19 protein-coding genes are annotated in these 20,075 nt (G+C 67.6%); 14 read left to right on the top strand and 5 right to left on the bottom strand.

What is annotated here, in order from left to right; genetic code table 11:
• The first annotated feature begins 71 nt into the window (after window positions 1-71).
• From HV798_RS06270 to HV798_RS06260, 3 genes are all read left to right on the top strand, one after another.
• A complete protein-coding gene (locus tag HV798_RS06270; protein ID WP_175191613.1) occupies window positions 72-611 on the top strand; it encodes a (2Fe-2S)-binding protein in 540 nt (179 codons plus the stop codon).
• Window positions 608-3,640, top strand: a complete 3,033-nt coding sequence (locus HV798_RS06265) for a molybdopterin-dependent oxidoreductase (protein WP_175216344.1) — start codon at window positions 608-610, stop codon at window positions 3,638-3,640. Before HV798_RS06270 ends, HV798_RS06265 begins: the two co-directional genes overlap by 4 nt.
• 157 nt (window positions 3,641-3,797) lie before the next feature.
• Window positions 3,798-5,114: an MFS transporter gene (locus HV798_RS06260; RefSeq protein ID WP_175191615.1), complete on the top strand. Its 1,317-nt coding sequence runs from the start codon at window positions 3,798-3,800 to the stop codon at window positions 5,112-5,114.
• Between the two features lie 12 nt (window positions 5,115-5,126).
• Here HV798_RS06260 and HV798_RS06255 read toward each other — a convergent pair whose 3' ends face one another.
• Window positions 5,127-5,618, bottom strand: coding sequence for a MarR family winged helix-turn-helix transcriptional regulator (locus tag HV798_RS06255; RefSeq protein ID WP_175191616.1), 492 nt, complete (start codon window positions 5,616-5,618; stop codon window positions 5,127-5,129).
• Window positions 5,619-5,729: 111 nt separating this feature from the next.
• Entirely contained in the window at window positions 5,730-6,581 is an 852-nt protein-coding gene (locus tag HV798_RS06250; RefSeq protein ID WP_175191617.1) for a helix-turn-helix transcriptional regulator, read from the bottom strand.
• A gap of 97 nt (window positions 6,582-6,678) precedes the next feature.
• Here HV798_RS06250 and HV798_RS06245 point away from each other — a divergent pair, with 97 nt between their 5' ends.
• The 3 genes from HV798_RS06245 to HV798_RS06235 all read left to right on the top strand — a co-directional run bounded on the left by HV798_RS06245 (window position 6,679) and on the right by HV798_RS06235 (window position 8,514).
• On the top strand, window positions 6,679-7,563 hold the full coding sequence (locus HV798_RS06245) for an SDR family oxidoreductase (RefSeq protein WP_175191618.1): 885 nt from the start codon (window positions 6,679-6,681) through the stop codon (window positions 7,561-7,563).
• 142 nt (window positions 7,564-7,705) lie between these two features.
• A complete protein-coding gene (locus HV798_RS06240) occupies window positions 7,706-8,092 on the top strand; it encodes a DUF2628 domain-containing protein (RefSeq protein ID WP_175191619.1) in 387 nt (128 codons plus the stop codon).
• Window positions 8,093-8,133: 41 nt separating this feature from the next.
• Entirely contained in the window at window positions 8,134-8,514 is a 381-nt protein-coding gene (locus tag HV798_RS06235; RefSeq protein ID WP_175191620.1) for a hypothetical protein, read from the top strand.
• Between the two features lie 37 nt (window positions 8,515-8,551).
• Here the strand turns inward: HV798_RS06235 and HV798_RS06230 are convergent, their stop codons facing one another.
• Window positions 8,552-8,992, bottom strand: coding sequence for a SecDF P1 head subdomain-containing protein (locus tag HV798_RS06230; RefSeq protein ID WP_175191621.1), 441 nt, complete (start codon window positions 8,990-8,992; stop codon window positions 8,552-8,554).
• Between the two features lie 175 nt (window positions 8,993-9,167).
• On the opposite strand from HV798_RS06230, the gene HV798_RS06225 reads away from it, so the two are divergent.
• The 5 genes from HV798_RS06225 (at window position 9,168) to otnK (ending at window position 13,510) form a co-directional block, all read left to right on the top strand.
• Entirely contained in the window at window positions 9,168-9,614 is a 447-nt protein-coding gene (locus HV798_RS06225; protein ID WP_025138425.1) for a hypothetical protein, read from the top strand.
• 86 nt (window positions 9,615-9,700) lie between these two features.
• A complete protein-coding gene (gene otnC, locus HV798_RS06220; RefSeq protein ID WP_175191622.1) occupies window positions 9,701-10,369 on the top strand; it encodes a 3-oxo-tetronate 4-phosphate decarboxylase in 669 nt (222 codons plus the stop codon).
• On the top strand, window positions 10,366-11,346 hold the full coding sequence (gene denD, locus HV798_RS06215; protein ID WP_175191623.1) for a D-erythronate dehydrogenase: 981 nt from the start codon (window positions 10,366-10,368) through the stop codon (window positions 11,344-11,346). Before otnC ends, denD begins: the two co-directional genes overlap by 4 nt.
• A complete protein-coding gene (gene ltnD / locus HV798_RS06210; protein ID WP_175191624.1) occupies window positions 11,343-12,251 on the top strand; it encodes an L-threonate dehydrogenase in 909 nt (302 codons plus the stop codon). Before denD ends, ltnD begins: the two co-directional genes overlap by 4 nt.
• A complete protein-coding gene (gene otnK, locus HV798_RS06205; RefSeq protein ID WP_175191625.1) occupies window positions 12,248-13,510 on the top strand; it encodes a 3-oxo-tetronate kinase in 1,263 nt (420 codons plus the stop codon). Before ltnD ends, otnK begins: the two co-directional genes overlap by 4 nt.
• Before the next feature lie 73 nt (window positions 13,511-13,583).
• Here the strand turns inward: otnK and HV798_RS06200 are convergent, their stop codons facing one another.
• Entirely contained in the window at window positions 13,584-14,291 is a 708-nt protein-coding gene (locus HV798_RS06200) for a FadR/GntR family transcriptional regulator (protein WP_175191626.1), read from the bottom strand.
• Between the two features lie 44 nt (window positions 14,292-14,335).
• On the bottom strand, window positions 14,336-15,238 hold the full coding sequence (locus tag HV798_RS06195) for a LysR substrate-binding domain-containing protein (protein WP_232786556.1): 903 nt from the start codon (window positions 15,236-15,238) through the stop codon (window positions 14,336-14,338).
• Between the two features lie 142 nt (window positions 15,239-15,380).
• Between HV798_RS06195 and HV798_RS06190 the strand changes: the two genes are divergently transcribed.
• From HV798_RS06190 to HV798_RS06180, 3 genes are all read left to right on the top strand, one after another.
• The gene (locus HV798_RS06190; RefSeq protein ID WP_175191627.1) at window positions 15,381-16,709 is read left to right on the top strand and encodes an MFS transporter; all 1,329 of its coding nucleotides are present in this window, start codon (window positions 15,381-15,383) and stop codon (window positions 16,707-16,709) included.
• Window positions 16,709-17,806 carry a M14 family metallopeptidase gene (locus tag HV798_RS06185; protein WP_175191628.1) on the top strand — a complete coding sequence of 366 codons (1,098 nt, stop codon included), beginning with the start codon at window positions 16,709-16,711 and terminating at the stop codon, window positions 17,804-17,806. The genes HV798_RS06190 and HV798_RS06185 overlap by 1 nt, the downstream gene beginning before the upstream one ends.
• Window positions 17,807-18,036: 230 nt before the next feature.
• On the top strand, window positions 18,037-20,055 hold the full coding sequence (locus tag HV798_RS06180) for a TonB-dependent receptor domain-containing protein (protein ID WP_246288601.1): 2,019 nt from the start codon (window positions 18,037-18,039) through the stop codon (window positions 20,053-20,055).
• Window positions 20,056-20,075: the final 20 nt, after the last annotated feature.

Below are 20,075 nucleotides of genomic sequence, written 5' to 3'. Positions count from 1 at the left end.
GGTTCGGGGAAAACCGTTTTCCCCGACCCGCGCAGCCGCCGCCCGCCGCCACCCTGAAGACCTGCCAAGCCATGGGAACCCCCGCCAATTCCGACTGTGCCGTTTCGCCCATCCGCCTGCGGGTCAATGGCCGCGCCTGCGAGGTGCCGACCGCGCCCGACACGGCGCTGCTGCACGTGCTGCGCAACGATCTGGAACTGAATGGCCCCAAGTACGGCTGCGGACTGGGCGAATGCGGCGCCTGCACGGTATTGATCGACGGCATGGCGGCGCGTTCCTGCGTGATTCCGGTGCGGGCGGCGCAGGGGCGGCAAGTGACCACGCTGGAAGGCCTGGGCACGCGCGAGCAGCCCGGGCCCACGCAGCAGGCGTTCATCGACTGCCAGGCGGCGCAGTGCGGCTATTGCCTGAACGGCATGATCATGACGGTCGAGGCGCTGCTGCGCCGCAATCCGCAGCCGTCCGAAGCGGACCTGCGCAGCGAACTGCATCACAACCTGTGCCGCTGCGGCACGCATGTGGAAATCATGCAGGCCGCATGGCGGGCCGTGCAATTGAAGGCGGAAGCGGCCAAGGCCCTGCCGGCCGGCACCTCGGGCGGGGCGGCATGAATCAGCCCTTGCACGCCTCGGTGACGTTGTCGGGCGGCCTGCCCGCCACGTTGCCGCCCGACACGCTGCATGGCCTGGCCCTGCGTGCCCCCGATGCGGCCTGGGACGGTGCGCGTTATCGCGGGCGCGGCCTGGCCAGCATCGACCTGGCGGGGGCCAGGAAGATGGCGGGCGTGGTGGCGGTGGTGCACCAGGGGCACTTTGCAGGCGTGATCGCGGCGTCGCCGTTGCAGGCGCGCCAGGCGGTGGCCGGCTTGAATCCGGTCTGGCTTGCCGCCGACAGAAATCCGACCGTTCATGCTCCGGCGGGCGACGTCGACGAGGATGCGTATCGCTGGCGTGTGCCGGCCGATGACAATCATCCCGCTGCGCGCGTCGCCGTCTGGTGCCTGAACGGCCACGTGGGCGCTTGGGTGCCGGCCTGCGCGCCGGACGTGCAGCGCCAGGTTCGGCGCGAATTGGCCCAGTTGCTGCAATGTCCCGAAGCCGTCATCGGCCTGACGGTGTGGCATGACGATGCGGCTGCCGGCGACAGCCAGCCCCCGCATCCGTTGAGCGTGCTGGATGCCGCCGCGGACGCGGCGCTGCTGTCACAGGCCATTGGCCGGCCGGTGAGCGTCGCGTGTGTGGCCGTCGCGGGCGGTGAACTCGCGTTGCGGGTGGCGCAGGCGGCGGCGCCTGCGACCGTCATCGATCCCACGAACAGTGACGCCGCAGACGTTGCCCCGGCAATGCCAACCGATGTGGCGCGCGCCGCCGTCGCCGCGCCGGACATGCCGCGTGGGCAACCGGCACACCAGGGTTTCGTGGCGGACGCGCCCTGGGCCGTGCGCCCCAGCCTGGCCCGCCTGCTGAGCCAGCCGAGCATCGCCTCGGCCAGCGCGCAGGCCACGGTACGCACCGATTTCGCCGTGCAGTCGCCCCGGTCGGCGTCGGCACCCGTGCACGCCGGGGTGCACGACCTGAATGCCGCGCAGGTGTTCGCACAGGAAAGCCTGTGGCACGAGCAGGCGCTGGCCCGGGGCGCGGACCCGCTGGCGTGGCGCTTGCAGCACTTGCCGGAAGGCCCGGGCCGCGATCTGGCCATGCAGGTGGCCGAACAGGCGTCGGTCATCGGCGGCGGCATGGCCCAGGGGGCCGACGGCCGCTTGTGGGGCCGCGGCTTCGCCACCGCCGCGGCGCAGGGTGTGGATGACACGGGCGCCGACCAGATGGTGTGGAGCGCCTGGGTGGCCGAAGTGGCCGTGCAGCCGCAGACCGGCCATATCGAAGTGACCCGCGTGGTGGCCGGCCACGACAGCCGGCATCTGCAAGCGGCGCAGGGCGCGCCGATGCAACGAGAGATCACGCATCAAGCGCCGCAATGCCTGGAAGATGCGCGGCGGCTGCTGGCCGCGCCCGCGGCCTTTGACGACTGGGGGGCGACGGCAGCGTCGGTGCCAGACTCGGCCGCGTCGGCCACCCACGCGCTGACCGCCCGCGAGGCGCGCAACGACCTGACCGGCCTTGACGCCAACACGGTAGGCCCGTTGACGCAGGGGCGCCTGGCGCTGGACGGTGTGATGACGCTGCCCGCCGCGGCCGCCATCGCCAATGCCATCCAGGACGCTACCGGCGTGCGCTTGCGCCAGGCGCCGTTCCGGTCCGAACAACTGCGCCTGGCGCTGGCCGGACGCGAGACCGCGCCCGCGGGAAAACTGTGGCGCCGCAGCTGGGGCTGGGCCACGGCCGCGGCGGCCGGGCTGGCGGGCCTGGCCGTCATGGCGTGGCCGGCCAAGCCGGCGTTGCCGCTGACGGCAGGGCCGGATGTGTCGCTGTATTCCCCGCAGGCCATCGCGCGCGGCCGGCTGGTGGCGGCGGCTGGCGATTGCGTGGTCTGCCATACGGCGCCGGGCGGCGCGCCCAATGCCGGCGGTTTTGCGCTGGAAACGCCCTTCGGCACGGTGTATTCCACCAACATCACGCCGGACCACGACACCGGCATCGGCCGCTGGTCATTTGCGGCCTTTGATCGCGCCATGCGGCAAGGCATTCACCAGGACGGCCGCCAGTTGTACCCGGCGTTTCCGTACACGGCTTTCGCCAAGCTCACCGACGCCGACATGCAGGCGCTGTATGGCTACCTGATGTCGCAGCCGGCGGTGGCATCCACGCCGCCCGAGACCCGGCTGGCGTTTCCGTACAACCTGCGCCCGATGATCGCCGGCTGGAACCTGCTGTTCCACGACGCCGCGCCGTATACGCCCGATCCCGACTACAGCCTTGAATGGAACCGCGGCGCCTACCTGGTGCAGGGCGCCGGCCATTGCGCCGCCTGCCATTCGCCGCGCAATGCGCTGGGTGCGGAAAAGGGCGGCCTGGATTACCTGGCCGGCGGCGAGGCCGAAGGCTGGACCGCGCCGCCGCTGAACCGGCTGGCCGACGGCAAGCTGCCCTGGACCCGCGAAGGCCTGACCCAATACCTGCGCACGGGCTATTCGCCCCGGCATGGCGTGGCCGCGGGGCCGATGGCGCCCGTGATCCACGGGCTGGCGGAACTGCCCGAGAGCGATGTGCGGGCGATTGCGACGTACTTGATGGATCTGCCCAGGCCCGCGGGGGCGGCGGTTCAGGCGGTTGCGGAACCCGCGCCCGTTGTTGCCGTGCCTGCCCCGCTTTCGCCGCCGGCCCCCTTTGCCGACCTGTCCGGCCAGGTGCGCAACGCCAAGGGCGAACGTCTCTACCAGAATGCCTGCGCCGCCTGTCACGAGGCAGGCAGCGGCCCCACGCTGTTCGGCGCCAAGCCGCTGCTGGGCCTGAACACCAATCTGCATGCCGCCACGCCGGACAACCTGATCCAGGTGATCCTGCACGGCATCCAGGCGCCCGCCAACGATGAGCTGGGCTACATGCCCGGCTTCAAGGACAGCCTGGACGATCGGCAGGTGGCGGACTTGATCGAATATTTGCGCGAGCGGTTTGCGCCGGAGGAAAAGCACTGGCCAGTGGATATGAAGATGATTAGCACGCTGCGCGAGCACGCGCCGTAGCAGCAAGGGGAAGCACCAGGGCATATCTGCCCGCCACTGTGCACATGCCGCCGGCCATGCTGCACAGCCATGAACATGCGGCTCGTATCGGCCCGGATTTGGCGCCGAGGGGAACGCTTGCGCCGTTGAATTCGCTCAATACAAGGGGAGTCCTCTCATGACAGGTTCATTTGTTTCCGTGGAAAAAGGCATCCAGCTAGCGGGTGTCGGGAAATTCCAGTACCGCTTGTTCGTGATCTTCGGCCTGGTCTGGCTGGCGGATGCGATGCAGGTGCTGTCGATCGGCTTTTCGGCGCCGTCGATCGCCAAGACGTTTGGCGTGACCGTGCCGCAAGCCTTGCAGACCGGCACCGCGTTCTTCGTCGGCATGCTGATCGGCGCCTTCGTGTTCGGCCGCCTGGCCGACCGCATCGGCCGCCGGCCGGTGCTGATGATGGCGGTCGTCATCGACGCCTGCGCGGGTGTGGCGTCGGCCTTTGCGCCGGAACTGAGCTGGCTGCTGTTGCTGCGCTTCGTGACGGGCATCGGCGTGGGCGGCACGCTGCCGGTGGACTACACCATGATGGCCGAATTCCTGCCCAGCGACCGCCGCGGCCGCTGGCTGGTGCTGCTGGAATCGTTCTGGGCCGTGGGCACGATCTGCCTGGCGTTGCTGGCGCTGGCCGCCGTGTCGTGGGGCGACGACGCCTGGCGCGTGATCTTCTTCGTGACCGGCCTGCCGGCCTTGATCGGCGTGGCGCTGCGTTTCTACATTCCCGAATCGCCCATGTACCTGAACCGCAATGGAAAATCGGACCAGGCGCGCAAAGTGCTCGAACGGGTGGCCCGGGTCAACGGCCGCGACGCCGAGATTCCCGCGCTGCAACCTGAACTGCAGGCCCGCAAGCCGCTGTCTGCTCTGTTCTCGGCCGATTACCGCCGCCGCAGCCTGGCGCTGTTCCTGGCGTGGGCGTTGATTTCCATCGCCTACTACGGTGTGTTTGTGTACCTGCCCGTCAAGCTCAGCAGCGAAGGCTTTGCCTTCATGCGCGGCCAGGAATTCCTGGTGCTGCTGGCGCTGGTTCAGTTGCCCGGGTTTGCGCTGTCGGCCTATGGGGTCGAGCGCTGGGGCCGCAAGCCCACGCTGGTCGGCTTCCTGCTCTTGAGCGCGGTGGGCTGCATGCTGTACAGCCTGGGCACCGCGCCGTCGGTGGTGGTGGGGTCGACCTTGCTCATGAGCTTTTCGCTGCTGGGCACGTGGGGCGCGCTGTACGCCTTCACGCCCGAGGTCTATCCGACCGACCTGCGCGCCAGCGGCATGGGCATGGCGGGCGCCGTGGCGCGCTTTGGTGGCCTGTTCGCGCCGGCCATCATTGCGCCGCTGATGGCCAACCATTTCACGCTGTCGCTGGTGGTGCTGTCCAGCATGCTGCTGGCGGGCGCGGTGTCGATCTGGGCGGTGGACGTGGAGTCGCGCAACCGCGCGCTGGACTAAGAGGCCAAGGGACTACGGGGCCCGCGCGACGCCCTGGCCGGCGTCGGCGGGCCCTGTGTCGTTCTCCAGCATCTTCTTGAGCAGGAACACGAGCGCCAGGCGTTCGGCGGGATTGAGCTTGCCGAAAGTGCCTTCGGTGATCTGCTTGGCAAAGGGTTCCATCTGCCGCACCAGTTCGTGGCCGGCCGGGGTCAGGTTGATGACGACTTTGCGGCGGTCTTGCTGGTCGTGGTCCACCTGCACCAATTCGCGCTGCTTGAGCCGGTCGACCACGCCACGCACCGTGGCCTGGTCGATCACCGTGGACTTGACCAGGTCGACCAGCGAACTGGCGCCGTTGTCGCGCACCGAACACAGCACCACGAACTGCGCGGCGGTCAGCTGCGAGTCCGGGATGAACTGCTGAAACAGTGCGGTATGCCGTTGATAGACACGGCGCAGCAGGTGGCCGATCTGATCGGAAAACAAATAGTCATCCCTGGTGGACGCGGACTTGCCTTTCATGTTGCGCTCAAGCCTATTCGAAGCGGTGCAGCAAGCACCATGATCTTGCTCAATGAATCTTGTGCGAGTGTACGGGCACGGTGCGGCGTCATCGGGCGTTTTATTGCGGATCTAGCGGGGTTCTTCAGCGCGGCGGGGCGGCAGGGACGCCAGCAGTGCGCGGACGCGGCCGGCATCGGCGTCGGTGGCGGGGTGGTAGACCACCATCGCCAGGTCCGGCCGGCCGTCGACCGAGAAGCCGGAATATTCCAGTTCGATCTGCCCGGCGCTCGCATGGTGCAGGCGCTTGGTGCCTTCACCGTAGGCGCTCACGTCGTTGTCGCGCCACAGCGCCGCGAATTCGGGGCTGGCCTGGCTGAGTTCCTCGACCAGTTGGGCCGCTTCGGAGGCCGCCCCGGCGCGGATCACGTCCGCGCGAAACGCGCCCACCACAAAGCGTGCAATGCCTTCCCAGTTGTCTTGCGCGCCGCGCACGCGCGGGTTGCAGAACACCAGCCGCAGGATGTTGCGCTGCTCGGGCGGCAAGGCGCCGTAGTCGGTCAGCACGGCGCAGGCCGCGCGGTTCCAGGCAACCACGTCCCAGGTCGGGGTGCGGATGATGGCGGGGCTGACTTCCAGGGCGTCCAGCAAGCGCTGCAGGCGCGGGGTGACGCTTTTGGCGGATTGGTATTTGACGTCCGCCGGGTGCCCGCGGCCCAGCATGAACAGATGCTGCCGTTCGGGTTCGGTCAACATCAAGCCGGTGGCGATGCGGTTCAAGACGTCGACCGACGGGGCGCCGCCCCGACCCTGTTCAAGCCAGGTGTACCAGGTGGCGCTGATGTTCGATAAGTGCGCGACTTCTTCGCGCCGCAGGCCCGGCGTGCGGCGGCGGCGGGTGGAAAAGCCGAAGGTGGCCGGATCGAGCCGGCTTCGGCGATCTTTCAGATAGGCCCCAAGGGGGCTGTCGACAGAAGGTGCCATGGTGAGCCAGTGAAGATTTATACCCCTATAAGCTCACTACTTTAACTGGATATCGCCTGGCCGCAAGATGGCGGCTTCACTATCCAGGAGAGCGGTCATGCGCATCTTTCTGACCGGGGCAACCGGTTTCATCGGCTCGAAAATCGTGCCGGAACTTATCGCGGCGGGGCATCAGGTGCTGGGTCTGTCCCGTTCGGAAGCGGGCGCGCAACAGTTGCGCGCGGCGGGCGCCGAGGTCTATCAGGGCACGATCGAGGCTCCGGACGGCCTGCGCCGCGGCGCCGCCGACTGCGACGGCGTGATCCACACGGCGTTTGATCATGATTTCGACCATTTCGTCGCCAATTGCGAGAAGGACCGCCGAGTCATTCTGGCCCTGGGGGATGCCCTGCAAGGATCGGCCCGGCCCTTGATCATTACGTCCGCCACGCCAATGGGTGTCGCGGTGCCGGGCGAGCCTGCCACCGAAGACTATTTCAATCCCGACCATCCCAATCCTCGCAAGGCGTCGGAGCTGGCGGCTGAGGTCTTGCTGTCGCGTGGGGTCAATGTGTCGGTCGTGCGTCTGTCGCAGATCCACGATGCGCGAAAACAGGGCCTGGTGACCGAATTGGTCGCGCGGGCTCGGGAAAAAGGCGTGTCGGCCTATGTGGGGGATGGCACGAACCCGTGGTCCGCCGCGCACGTGTCGGATACCGCCCGGTTGTACCGGGCGGTGCTGGAAAAAGGCGTGGCGGGGGCGCGGTATCACGCCACCGCGGAAGGCTGCATTCCCTTTATCGAGATTGCGCAGGCCATCGGCAAGCGGTTCGGCGTGCCGGCCGTGAGCGTGCAGGAAACCGAAGCGGCCGCGCATTTTGGCTGGCTGGCCCGGTTTGCGGGACATGACATGTCCGCATCAAGCGTAAAGACACGGGAGCGGCTGCAGTGGCAGCCCGTGGGGCCGGGCCTGCTGGCCAGCCTGGCAGCCATACGGGATTAGTGCCTGAAGGGGGCGTTATGGGCCCTTATAGGACGTTTCCGATTCAGGGTTAGGAAATTTCCTCAATGAAAAAACGGCCGGTTTTCGCGGGGTTGAATCTCCTACCATCCGCAGCTTCATACGAACAGATGAGGGTGCGGCAATGGAAAAGTACGCGGGGTATAGCCAAAAATTTAAGGAGTGCTTTGAGTTCTTTGATCAGCATGGCGCACCGGGAACGCGTCCTTACAGTCAGGCGTTGAAGGCGATGCCTTTCGGCAAGCGATTCTGGTTCATGACCAACTTCATGGCCTTTTTCTTTGGTTTTATCTATTACTTCGTAAAGGGCCTGTGGAAGCAGGGGCTGGTATTGGTCGGCATCACCGTGCTGTTGGGGGCCGTGCTTGCGGTGTTGCCTCAAGGGGCTGGCTACGGCGTGGGTGTGGGGTACTCGATACTCATGGGGATGTCCGCAAACTACCAGTTCTATCTCAAAGAAATAAAAGGCGTGGATACCTGGAATCCGTTCAAGGGCATTGGCTGGCGCTGAAAGCGCGGCGACCTTTGTCAACCCACCGGGAATCCAATGCTATGAATGTTCACCTGAAAAGACTGCTGATCCTCGTCGCCGTTCTTGCGCTCGGCGCATGGGCGGCCTATGCCTATACCATCCACAAGGTGGAATCGACCTTCAAGACCGGCGTGTCCGAAATGCCGCCAGTGATCGACCGCGTGGGCAACATCAAGAAGATCGACATCGAGCTGAGCGAGGACAGCGTCATCGGCCAGCACTGCTCGCGTGACGACGGTTGCGAACGCTACGTGGCGCATGTGTCTGGCGACAAGGGCAGCGTGTGGGTCATCGCTGACGTCGACGCGGCATCGGACACGGTCAGCAGCGCTATCGTCTGCGCCGAAGACCGTTCATTGATCGTCAAAATGGAAGGCGTACCCGACACGGACTGCCGCTGACCACGCAGCGGCCCCGTTGCCACCTGCTGTTGCCGCTTCAGGTGCCGGGCGCCTGCGTGGCAGGGCGCTTGCTTGGCCGGGAACCCCAGTCGCTCGATGCCGTGCCTTCGTCATCCACGGTCAGCCCGTCGCTGGCCATGATGCCCTTGGCGATCTCTTCGGCCGACTTGCCGGCAAAGCCATGTTCGCCTGCGACGATGCGAAAGCTGTCGCCTTCCAGCGGGCTTTGCAGCGTGGCCGATGACAGCAGTACGCCGTTCGAACGCAGCTGCACGCGCTTGCCCACGCGGTTGCGGGTGAAGTCGGCCAGGGCCTGGCGGCTGCCGGGTTTGAGCACCACGTCGACGAAGCGCATCGACGTGACCTGATCCGTGCCGGGGGTGGCGCTTTCGGCTTGCAGCGTCACGGTCTCGGCCAGAACGGCGGCAGGCGCCAGCATCAGCAGCGCGGCGCAGGCGAAGGATCGGAAACCGGTCATGGGGGACTCTCCAGGAAGCGTACGGACAATGCCGGCATCCTAGCCGGGCTGGGCGGGGCAGGGCATTACGAGTTGTATTCAGCCGTTGGTTTCATCGTCGTTCGCCCGCTACTATGGCGGCTCGATCATCGAAGGTGGCCAGCGCAGACCCGGCCGCCACAAGGAACCCTGGTCCATGAAACTGCGTGCGTCCTTCTTCCTGTCTGGCCTGTTGCTGGCGGGCGTTGCCCATGCTGGCTCGGCGCCGGCCGAACTGTCCTGCGTCTCGGAAAGCGGCAAGGTGGCGCTGCGCGGCGTCGTGCCATCGCCTTCGTCCGACGAACTCAACGTGGTCCTGACCTACGTCGGGGCCAAGATGACGTTCGACATCGACAAGCAGCCAGGCTATGTGGTGGCCGATTTTCCGCAGGGAATCTTCACGCTGGTCGCGCCGTATGAGGATTGGCCGCTGACGCTGTACGCCTTGCCGGCCAGCGTCACGGTGAAAAAGCAGGAAAACGGCGACGTGGCGGGCACCTTCCAGGCCAAGCTGTCGGGGCCGCGCCCGGGCGTAACCGTGGCGCCAGGCGCCGCCAATCCGCTCAAGGCTACGTTGAACTGCAAATACAAATACTCGCTGTAAGGCCGTCTTCAGGGCGCTCGCCCGCGGTCTGGCTTTCCGGGTAATCCCGCTATCGGGATTTTCGGCAAGATTTGTATGATGACCATATGACATCAGAATCGCAGGTCCGTGAAGAAATCTGCACCGTCGGCGCCAGCCTATACCAGCGCGGCTACACGGTGGGGGCTGCCGGCAACATCAGCGCCCGGCTCGACGATGGCTGGCTGATCACGCCCACCGATGCGTGCCTGGGCCGGCTCGATCCGGCCGACCTGGCCAAGGTCGATCTTGCCGGGCAACACGTGTCGGGGGGCAAGCCGTCCAAGACATTGGCGTTGCACCAGGGCATCTACCAGGCCGACCCCGCCGCACGCGGCGTGGTGCACACGCATTCGACCCATCTGGTGGCGCTGACGCTGGCCGGCGTGTGGCGCCCGGACGAGGTGCTGCCGCCGATCACGCCGTATCAGGTCATGAAGGTGGGCCGCATTCCGCTCATTCCCTATCGCCGGCCGGGCGATCCCGTTGCGGCGGCGCAGGTGGCGGCGCTGGCGGCGCAAGTGCGCGGCGTGCTGTTCGAACGGCTGGGGCCGGTGGTGTGGGAACGCTCGGTGTCGCACGCCTCGTTCGCGCTGGAAGAACTGGAAGACACGGCGCGCCTGTGGCTGATGTCCGACCCCAGGCCGGCGCCCTTGTCCGAGGCCGCCATTGAAGAATTGCGCACGGTGTTCGGGGCGCGCGACTCCCAACCCCCACTCGCGGGAGGCAAGTCATGAAGATACTGATTACCGGCGGCGCAGGCTTTCTGGGCCAGCGATTGGCGCGCAAGCTGCTTGAGCAGGGCCGCTTGGCGCTGGGCGGTGCGGCGCCCCAACCCATCACGCAGATCGACCTGCTGGACGTCGTGCAGACCGACGCCATCAACGACACCCGGGTGCGTTCGGTCAAGGGCGATGTGGCGGACCCCGCGGTGCTGGAATCGTTGATCGATACCGACACCGCCGCGATCTTTCACCTGGCCGCGATCGTCAGCGGACAGGCCGAGGCCGATTTCGACCTGGGCATGCGCATCAACCTGGATGCTTCGCGCGTGCTGCTGGACACCTGCCGCCTGCGAGGCCACCGGCCGCGCGTGGTCTTCACCAGTTCGGTCGCCGTCTACGGCGGCGCGTTGCCCGACATGGTGCGCGACGATACCGCGCTGAATCCGCAGTCTTCCTACGGCACGCAGAAGGCCATTGCCGAACTGCTGCTGGCCGACTACACGCGCCGCGGCTTCGTCGACGGCCGGGCGCTGCGCCTGCCCACCATCAGCGTGCGGCCGGGGCGGCCCAATGCGGCGGCCTCGTCGTTTGCCAGCGGCATCATTCGCGAGCCCTTGAATGGCGAGCCGGCCGTGTGCCCGGTGGGGGCCGACACCCGGCTGTGGCTGCTGTCGCCGCGCCGCGCAGTGCAGGCGCTGATCGCGGGCTGCGAGCTGGATGCGGCATCCGTGGCAGACCGCCGGCCGATCAACTTGCCTGGCGTGTCGGTGACGGTGGCCGAGATGGTGCAGGCGCTGCGCGACATCGCGGGCGATGCCGTGGCCGACCGCATCAGCGGGCAGGCCGACCCGCGCATCGAGGCCATCGTCGGCAGCTGGCCCGGCCGCTGGGACACCACGCGCGCGACCCAGCTGGGGCTGACGGGCGACGCCAGCTTTGGCGATATCATCCGCGCCTATATCGGCGACGACCTGCGGGGAACGCTATGACCACAGATAGGCAATCCCCGCGCCCGGTCGGCGTGATCGGCCTGGGCGCCATGGGCGCGGGCATCGCGGCCAGCCTGCGGCGCGCGGGATGCCGCGTGCATGCCTACGACATCCGCCCCGGCGTGGCCGCGGCGTTTGCCGAACAGGGCGGGGTGGCCTGCGCGACGCTGGCGGACATGGCGGCCGATTGTGACATCGTGGTCAGCGTAGTCGTGAATGCCTCGCAGACCGAAGCCGTGCTGTTCGGCGAAGGCGGCATCGCGTCGACGCTGCGCCCGGGCAGCGTGTTCGTGATGTGTTCCACCGTGGCCCCGACCTGGTCGGCCGCGCTGGAAACCCGTCTGGCGGCGTTGGGCATTCATTACCTGGACGCGCCGATCTCGGGCGGCGCCGCCAAGGCCGCCGCCGGCCAGATGACGATGATGACCGCCGGCACTGCCGCCGCCTACGCCGCCTGCGGCGACGTGCTGGAATCCATGGCGGGCAAGGTCTATCGGCTGGGCGACCGCGCCGGCGCTGGCAGCAAGGTCAAGATCATCAACCAGCTGCTGGCCGGCGTGCACATTGCGGCCGCGGCCGAAGCCATGGCGCTGGGCCTGCGCGCGGGCGTGGACGCCGAGGCGCTGTATGACGTCATCACGCACAGCGCGGGCAACAGCTGGATGTTCGAGAACCGCATGCCGCACGTGCTGGCGGGCGACTACACGCCCCTATCGGCCGTGGACATCTTCGTCAAGGACCTGGGCCTGGTGCTCGATACCGCGCGCCACAGCAAGTTTCCGCTGCCGCTGGCGTCCACCGCGCACCAGATGTTCATGCAGGCCTCGACCGCGGGGCATGGTGGCGAAGACGACAGCGCGGTCATCAAGATCTTTCCGGGCATCACCTTGCCGGAGTCGCCATGACGATCAAGCTGGGCTGCATTGCCGATGACTTCACCGGAGCCACCGACCTGGCCAACAACCTGGTGCGCGCCGGCATGCGCACAGTACAGGTCATTGGTGTGCCGTTTGCCCCGCTGGACGCTCCCGCTGATGCCGTGGTGGTGGCGCTGAAGACGCGCACGATCGACCCTGCCGAGGCCGTGACGCAGTCGCTGGCGGCATTGGCGTGGCTGCGGGAGCAGGGCGCCGAGCAGATCTATTTCAAGTATTGCTCCACGTTCGACAGCACGCCGCAAGGCAATATCGGGCCGGTCACCGACGCCTTGATGACGGCGCTTGATACTCCCTTCACCATCGCCACGCCCGCCTTTCCGGACAACAAGCGCACGGTGTTCAAGGGCTATCTGTACGCGGGCGACGTGCTGCTGAACGAATCGGGCATGCAGAACCACCCGCTGACGCCGATGACCGACCCGAATCTCGTGCGCGTGCTGTCCGCACAGACGCGGCGCCGTGTCGGGTTGATCGACTACACGGTGGTGGCGCGGGGCAGCGACGCCATCCGCACGCGCATCGGCGCACTGCAAGCCGAGGGCGTGCAGATCGCCATCGTGGACGCGATTTCCAACGATGACCTGCTGGCCCTGGGCCCGGCGTTGCGGGGCATGCCATTGGTGACGGCCGGGTCGGGTGTGGCCATCGGCCTGCCGGCCAACTGGGGCCTGGCCGCGGGCGCGGCGGCCGGCCTGGTGCGCGAACCCGGCTTGCAGGCCGTGGTGGCGGGCAGTTGCTCCACCGCCACCCAGGGGCAGGTCGCCGCCTTTATCGATACCGGGAGGCCGGCGTTGGCGCTGGACCCCTTGCGCATCGCGGCCGATGGCGGCGTCGCGGCGGTCGTGGCCGAGGCCCTGGCCTGGGCCTCGCCGCGGCTGGCGGACGGACCGGTGCTGATCTATTCCACCGCCCGGCCCGCCGCCGTCCAAGCGACGCAAGCCGCACTGGGCGCCCCGCACGCCGGGGCGCTGATCGAAGCGGCGCTGGCGCAGATCGCGAAAGGCCTGGCGGCGCAGGGCGTGCGCCAGTTGATCGTCGCGGGCGGCGAGACGTCGGGGGCGGTGGTGCAGGCGTTGGGGCTGACGCAGTTGGCCATCGGCGAGCAGATCGATCCGGGCGTGCCTTGGTGCGCCGGCCATGCCCAGGCGGTACGGGCGCGGATGAGCGTCGTCTTGAAGTCCGGCAATTTCGGCGGTGCGGACTTCTTTACGCGGGCCTTTCAATAGGGAACGCGATAGGGAATGCGATAGGGCGTGCGCCCGTTGCACGGCCGCAGCCCGCGAGATGAACCCTGGACGGCTAGCGGTACGCCTGCCGCAGCCGCTTGGCCGCATTGACCATATGAACGCGCGCCGCCTCGCGCGCGCCTTCCACGTCTTGCTGTCGGATGGCGTCGACGATGGCCTGGTGTTCTTGCAGCACGGCGCGCATCAGGTCCGCATGGCGGGCTTCGTTGCCGCGCGTGACGCGGGTGGCGGCTTCCAGGAACTGGCTGACGAACGCCAGCGTCGTCAGGAAATACGGGTTGCCGGTGGCCCGCGCAATGCTGCGATGAAACGCCACGTCTTCCTTGACGCCGTCGCCGCCGTTCTCGACCGCCTGCGAAATGGCCGCCAGCGCGTTGTCGATGGCGGTCAGGTCGCGTTTGCTGCGCTGCGCGGCGGCCTGGGCCGCGATCTCGGTTTCCAGCGCGCGGCGCAGGTCCACGATGTGCAGCACCGCGTCCAGTGACGACAGCTCGGTCGCATCGATGCGCAGCGCGCGGTTGCCGCCCTGCGCCGTGACGAACACGCCGCTGCCCTGGCGCGCCTCGACGATGCCATCCTGGCGCAGGCGCGATACGGCCTCGCGGATCACGGTGCGGCTGACGCCGAACTGTTCGGCCAGGCGGGTCTCGGTGGGCAGCTTTTCACCAGGCAGCACGCGGCCTTCGTCGATTTCGGCGCGCAGTTGCTTGGCGACGGTGTCGGTCAGCGTGGGGGGCGTATGCAGTCGGGGAAACGCCATGGAAGGGGGCGGCTGGGAAGGACTTTGCATGATACCCCGCAGCGTCAGGCGGCCGCGCGCGCCGCGTTCAGGCAATCGATGAAACACTGCGCCGCCGGCGTCGGCGGCGATTCGGCCCGCGTCAGGATCGATACCCGTGCGGCCGGCAGCGGATGCGCCAGCGGCATCACGCACAAGGGGTGCGGCACCAGCTCGCGATGAAAGCCGTTGCGCACGAAGAAACCCACTGCATCGCTTTGGGCCAGGATTGCCAGCGCGATGGCGATCGACTGGCACGGAATCACGTCCGTCGGCGTGGGCAGCCCGCGCGACGCGTAGGCCAGGTGCAGCAGGTTGGTGGGCGCCTGCGTATTGCCCGGCATCAGCCACAGCAGGTCGCGCAACTCGGCCAGGTCGGTGGCGTGGCGCAGCGGATGGTCTGCCCGGGCGCCCACCACCAGCGGCAGGGTGAAGAGCGTGGTGCGCGCAAAACCGTCGTAGATGTCGCCGTCGTATTCCGTCTGCACCACCAGGTCGTAGCGGCCGGCGTCCAGCTGTTCATGGCTATAGGGCGCCGCCACTTCGTGGAACGCCACCGCCACCCGCGGCATGCGGGCGCGAAACGCCGCCAGCGCGGCGGGCAGCACGGTCAGTGCCGACGAACTGATGGCCAGGTTCAGCGTGCCGCCTTCGCCGTCGCGCATCTGGTCGATGTCTTCCTGCGCCCGCCGGGCCTCCTGCAGGATCAGCACGGCGCGCTTGTGCAGGGCCTCGCCATAGGGGGTGAGTTCCACCCCCTTGGCGCTGCGCCGCACCAGCTCGGCGCCCAGGCTTTGCTCCAGTTCGCGCAGGCTGCGCGTGGCGGCCGGCTGGGTGACGCACAGGGCGCGCGCGGCGGCGCGGATGCTGCGGTGTTCGGCGATCAGCACGAAGGCGCGTAACTGGCGCAGGTTCATCGGGGCAGGCACGGGACAGGGATATAAGCAAAAGTCATCGCTGCAGCAAAAATACTGTCTTTCGCGTTTCAAGGGCCATCCGTATATTCACTAGCACCGCACGGCGCCCGGGATAGGGCCTGGCGGCCAGAGGATCGGACATCAAGGGGAAAACATGTCTATCGCCATCGCAGCCGGCGCCCGTGCGCCCAGCCTGCATACGCCGTCCATGCGCCGGCGCGTCATTGCCGGCACCACCATCGGCAATGCGCTCGAGTTCTTCGACTTCACCGTCTTCACGTTCCTGATGCTGGTGATCGGGCCGCTGTTCTTTCCGGCGGCCTCCAGCTATGGCCAGCTGCTGCTGACCACCGCCACGTTCGGCGTGGGCTTCCTGATGCGGCCGGTGGGCGGCATGCTGATCGGTTCCTATGCCGACCGCCACGGCCGCCGCGCCGCCATGACGCTGACGCTGTGGCTGATGGGGCTGGGCTGTGCGCTGATCGCCGCTGCGCCCACCTACGCGCAGATGGGCCTGGCCGGCCCGGTCATGATGGTGCTGGCGCGGCTGATCCAGGGCTTCGCCGCGGGCGGGGAAGTCGGCGCGTCGACCACGTTGCTGGTCGAGCATGCGCCGGCCTCGCGGCGCGGCTTCTATTCCAGCTGGCAGTTCGGCAGCCAGTCGCTGGGGGTGGCGCTGGGCGCGCTGGTGGTGGGTGGCCTGACGGCCGTGCTGACCACCGAGCAGATGCAGGCCTGGGGCTGGCGCCTGCCCTTCGTGATCGGCATCCTGACCGTGCCGGTGGGCGCATACATTCGCCGCAACCTGGAAGAGACGCTGACCCCCCAGGATGCACCGGACCGGCCCCGCGCCTCCGGCCACCAGCCGCTGCGCCGCATCTTCGCCGAACACAAGGCCGAGGTCGCCAAGGGCATCCTGCTGATGATCGGCGGCATGGTGTGCGCGCAGATCATCGGCTTCTACATGCCCGCCTATGCGCACCGCGAATTGGGGTTGCCCGCGACTTCCACATTGTCGGCCAGCGTGGTGGTGGGCGCGGTCGGCTTTTTCTGTGCGCCGCTGGTCGGCATGCTGGCCGACCGAGTCGGGCGCAAGCGGGTGATCTTCTGGTCGCGCGTGGTGACGGTGGCGGTATTGCTGCCGTGCTTTCAGTGGCTGGTGGCCGAACCCAGCAGCGCGCGCCTGATGATCGTGGTTGCGCTGCTGTCGGTGCTGCTGGCGCTGCAATCGGCGCCGGGCATCACCATGCTGCCCGAGCTGTTCCCGAAGTCCGTGCGCACGACCGGCATGTCGGTCGTGTACGGACTGGGCATTTCCGTTTTCGGCGGCTTCGCCCAGTTCTTCGTGACCTGGCTGCTGCACGTGACGGGCAACCCCATGGCCCCCGCCTGGTACCTGATGGTGGCGGTGGCGATTTCCACGGTGGTGCTGTTCTGGATACGCGACCGCACCGGCGACGATATCGACAACCAGGAGACCTGATGCAATCCGCAACCCCTTATTTTTCCCGCAGCTACGCCCAGGCGCGCGAACGCTTTGCCGCCGCGGCCCGGCCGCTGGCCGCGCACTTCGCGTCGTATGCCATCGAGCCCAAGGGCCGCGAGGGCGAGGCCTTGGCCACCGATGTGGCGCTGATCGGCGATCCGCGCGCCGAACGGCTGCTGATCATGACGTCGGCCACCCATGGCGTGGAAGGCTTCTGTGGCTCGGGTTGCCAGCTGGCCTTGCTGGACGACGCCGACATGCTGGCGCGCGCCCGCGCAGCCGGCGTGGCGCTGCTGCTGGTGCACGCCGTGAATCCGCATGGTTTTTCGTGGATCGCCCGCACCGACGAAGGCAATGTCGACCTGAACCGCAACGCGCAGCCCTTCGGCGCCCAGCCCTTGCCCGCCAACCCGGGTTATGCGCAGATCCATGATCTGCTGCTGCCCGCGCAGTGGCCGGCAAACGACACCAACCGCGCGCAGATCGGCAGCTATATCGCCGAACACGGCCTGCCGGCGTTCAAGCAGGCGGTCACGCGCGGCCAATACACCCATGCGGATGGCTTGTTCTACGGCGGCGATCGTCCCGCCGCGTCGCTGCTGAACCTGCGGCGCATCCTGGCCGAGCACGCCGCGCGCTACGCGCAGATCGGCTGGATCGACGTGCATACGGGGCTGGGGCCGCGCGGGCATGGCGAGAAGATCTACGCGGGCCGGCGCGACGAGGCCGAAGTGGCGCGCGCCCGCCGCTGGTGGGGCGCCGACATCGCGGTGCCGTACCAGGGCACGTCGGCGTCGGTGGACATCACCGGCCATCTGGCCGGCCTGGTCTACGACGCCTGCCCGGCGTCGGTGCCGACCTTGATGGCGCTGGAATTCGGCACGCTGCCGTCCGAAGACGTGGTGGACGCGCTGCGCGGGCGCAACTGGCTGCGTGCGCACCCCGACGCGGATGCCGCGCAGCGCGATGCGATTCTGCAGGCCACGCTGGAAGCTTTCTATTGCGATGCGCCAGACTGGCACGGTGCGGTGCTGGGCCAAAGCCGCGTGGCGGTGCTGCAAGCGTTGTCCGGGCTGGAAGGCGCGGGCACCTGAGCGCGTGATGGCCTGACGCGGTATCGGCCGATCCTTTCGGATCGGCTTGATTTACTTTCAGAATGTTATATCATCCTTCAGCTATTTGTAATGATATAACATCCAAGAGAGTGACGATGAAAGGCAAAACGCTGGGGATTGCACGGGCAGACGGCAAGCGAGGAGGCGGCAAGGCCGCGGGGCGGCGGGCAGGCCGCAAAAGCGCGCTCAAGCCCTTGATGTGTTCTCTGATGCTGGCCGCGCCGATGGCGCAGGCCGAAACCGAAGCGGACCCCGCCCGCGCCAAGACCCTGGCGCCCATCACGGTGTCGGCCAATCCGCTGGGGCTGGACCTGAACAGCACCACCTTGCCGGCTTCCGTGCTGGAAGGCGATGAATTGATCGAGCGCCGCGCCGGCACCCTGGGCGAATCGCTCAAGAGCCTGCCGGGTGTCAATAGCGACACCTTCGGCGGCGGCGCCAGCCGGCCGGTGATCCGCGGCCAGACCGCGCCGCGCGTGAAGGTGTTGTCCGATGGGTCCGACGTGATGGACGCGTCCGGTATTTCGCCGGACCACGCGGTGACCGTCGAACCGCTCTTGGCCGAGCGCATCGAGGTGCTGCGCGGCCCGGCCACCTTGCTGTACGGCGGTGGCGCGATCGGCGGCGTGGTCAACGTGGTCGACAAGAAGATTCCCACGGCCGTGCCGGAAAAGGGCATCGAAATGGAAGGCGAGCTGCGCGGCGCCACCGGCACCAAGGAACGCGCGGGCGCCATCGGCATCACGGCCGGCGAAGGCCAGTTCGCGGTGCGGGTGGAAGGCATGAAGCGCCGCACCAGCGACTATGACGTGCCGGATTGGCCGGGCGGCAAGCTGGCCGGCTCGTACAGCGAATCCACCCAGGGTTCGGTCGGCCTGTCGTGGATCACGCCGCGCGGCTACGTCGGCCTGGCGTTCACCCACCTGGAAAGCAAGTACGGCCTGCCCGGCCACAACCACGAATACGAAGGCTGCCACCCGCACGGCACGCACCTGCACTGCGGCGGCCATGACCACGATCACGGCGACGAAGAAGCGGGCCACGACCACGACCATGACCACGAGCATGGCGGCGTGCCCTACGTGAAGCTGCGCAGCGACCGCGTCGACCTGCGCGCCGAATACCAGGATCCCTTTGCCGGTTTCGAGAAGATCCGCTTTCGTGGCGGCCTGACCGACTACCAGCACGAGGAAATCGAAGGCGGCCAGGTTGGCACCCGCTTCAAGAACAAGGGCTATGACCTGCGCGTGGAGCTGCAGCACAAGCCGATCGCCGGCTGGCGCGGCGTGGTCGGCCTGCAGAACGCCTACAGCGACTTCCGCGCCGATGGCGAAGAAGCCTTCCTGCCGCGCAGCCGCACGCGTTCGAATGGCCTGTTCGTGCTCGAGGAATACCAGTTGAACGATTGGCGCTTCGAGGTCGGCGCCCGCCAGGACTGGCAGCGCATTTCCCCGTCGGGCGGCGCCTCGCGCAGCAGCCTGTCGGGCACGTCGCTGTCGGCCGCTGCCATCTGGGACTTCGCGCCGCAGTACTCGGTGGCCCTGTCCCTGTCGCGCTCGCAGCGCCTGCCGACCGCGCAGGAACTGTATGCGGACGGCGTGCACCTGGCCACCAATACCTACGAACTGGGCAATGCCGGTCTGACCCGCGAAACGTCGCACAACATCGATCTGACCCTGCGCAAGCATTCGGGCGACACGACGTTCTCGGCCAGCGTGTTCCACAACCGCGTCAAGAACTACATCTACGCCGACACGCTGGACCGCTACGAAGATTTCCGCCTGATCGAATACACCCAGCGCGATGCGGAATTCACCGGCGTCGAAGGCGAGATCCGGCACCAGTTCACGCCGGTGTTCTCGGCCGCGGTGTTCGGTGACTACGTGCGCGGCAAGCTGACCGGCGGCGACGGCAACCTGCCGCGCATTCCGGCGGCGCGTGCCGGGGTGCGGGGCAACGTGAAGTGGCAAGCGTGGTCGGGCGGCCTGGAGTACGCACGCGTGTTCTCGCAAAAGGACATCGCGTCCTACGAGAACAGCACGCCGGGCTACAACCTGGTCAACGCCGTGGTCGCCTACCGGGGCCGCTACGCCGCCACGGGCTACGAGGTCTATCTGCGCGGCACCAACCTGCTGAACAAGCTGGCTTACAACCACGCGTCGTTCATCTCGTCGGTGGCGCCGCTGCCTGGCCGCAGCGTGATGTTGGGCGTGCGCCTGACGTACTGAGCCTGACGGAACCCTGCGTG

This window comes from Achromobacter deleyi, assembly GCF_902859705.1.
GTDB lineage: Bacteria > Pseudomonadota > Gammaproteobacteria > Burkholderiales > Burkholderiaceae_B > Achromobacter > Achromobacter deleyi.
This window is presented reverse-complemented; position numbering and strand designations above follow the sequence as displayed.

What these genes read in the sequence shown, in the direction of transcription:
- HV798_RS06270 (WP_175191613.1), top strand. Translation starts at nt 72, where the DNA reads ATGGGAACCCCCGCCAATTCCGACTGTGCCGTTTCGCCCATCCGCCTG.
- HV798_RS06265 (WP_175216344.1), top strand. Translation starts at nt 608, where the DNA reads ATGAATCAGCCCTTGCACGCCTCGGTGACGTTGTCGGGCGGCCTGCCC.
- HV798_RS06260 (WP_175191615.1), top strand. Translation starts at nt 3,798, where the DNA reads ATGACAGGTTCATTTGTTTCCGTGGAAAAAGGCATCCAGCTAGCGGGT.
- HV798_RS06255 (WP_175191616.1), bottom strand. Translation starts at nt 5,618, where the DNA reads ATGAAAGGCAAGTCCGCGTCCACCAGGGATGACTATTTGTTTTCCGAT.
- HV798_RS06250 (WP_175191617.1), bottom strand. Translation starts at nt 6,581, where the DNA reads ATGGCACCTTCTGTCGACAGCCCCCTTGGGGCCTATCTGAAAGATCGC.
- HV798_RS06245 (WP_175191618.1), top strand. Translation starts at nt 6,679, where the DNA reads ATGCGCATCTTTCTGACCGGGGCAACCGGTTTCATCGGCTCGAAAATC.
- HV798_RS06240 (WP_175191619.1), top strand. Translation starts at nt 7,706, where the DNA reads ATGGAAAAGTACGCGGGGTATAGCCAAAAATTTAAGGAGTGCTTTGAG.
- HV798_RS06235 (WP_175191620.1), top strand. Translation starts at nt 8,134, where the DNA reads ATGAATGTTCACCTGAAAAGACTGCTGATCCTCGTCGCCGTTCTTGCG.
- HV798_RS06230 (WP_175191621.1), bottom strand. Translation starts at nt 8,992, where the DNA reads ATGACCGGTTTCCGATCCTTCGCCTGCGCCGCGCTGCTGATGCTGGCG.
- HV798_RS06225 (WP_025138425.1), top strand. Translation starts at nt 9,168, where the DNA reads ATGAAACTGCGTGCGTCCTTCTTCCTGTCTGGCCTGTTGCTGGCGGGC.
- otnC (WP_175191622.1), top strand. Translation starts at nt 9,701, where the DNA reads ATGACATCAGAATCGCAGGTCCGTGAAGAAATCTGCACCGTCGGCGCC.
- denD (WP_175191623.1), top strand. Translation starts at nt 10,366, where the DNA reads ATGAAGATACTGATTACCGGCGGCGCAGGCTTTCTGGGCCAGCGATTG.
- ltnD (WP_175191624.1), top strand. Translation starts at nt 11,343, where the DNA reads ATGACCACAGATAGGCAATCCCCGCGCCCGGTCGGCGTGATCGGCCTG.
- otnK (WP_175191625.1), top strand. Translation starts at nt 12,248, where the DNA reads ATGACGATCAAGCTGGGCTGCATTGCCGATGACTTCACCGGAGCCACC.
- HV798_RS06200 (WP_175191626.1), bottom strand. Translation starts at nt 14,291, where the DNA reads ATGGCGTTTCCCCGACTGCATACGCCCCCCACGCTGACCGACACCGTC.
- HV798_RS06190 (WP_175191627.1), top strand. Translation starts at nt 15,381, where the DNA reads ATGTCTATCGCCATCGCAGCCGGCGCCCGTGCGCCCAGCCTGCATACG.
- HV798_RS06185 (WP_175191628.1), top strand. Translation starts at nt 16,709, where the DNA reads ATGCAATCCGCAACCCCTTATTTTTCCCGCAGCTACGCCCAGGCGCGC.
- HV798_RS06180 (WP_246288601.1), top strand. Translation starts at nt 18,037, where the DNA reads ATGCTGGCCGCGCCGATGGCGCAGGCCGAAACCGAAGCGGACCCCGCC.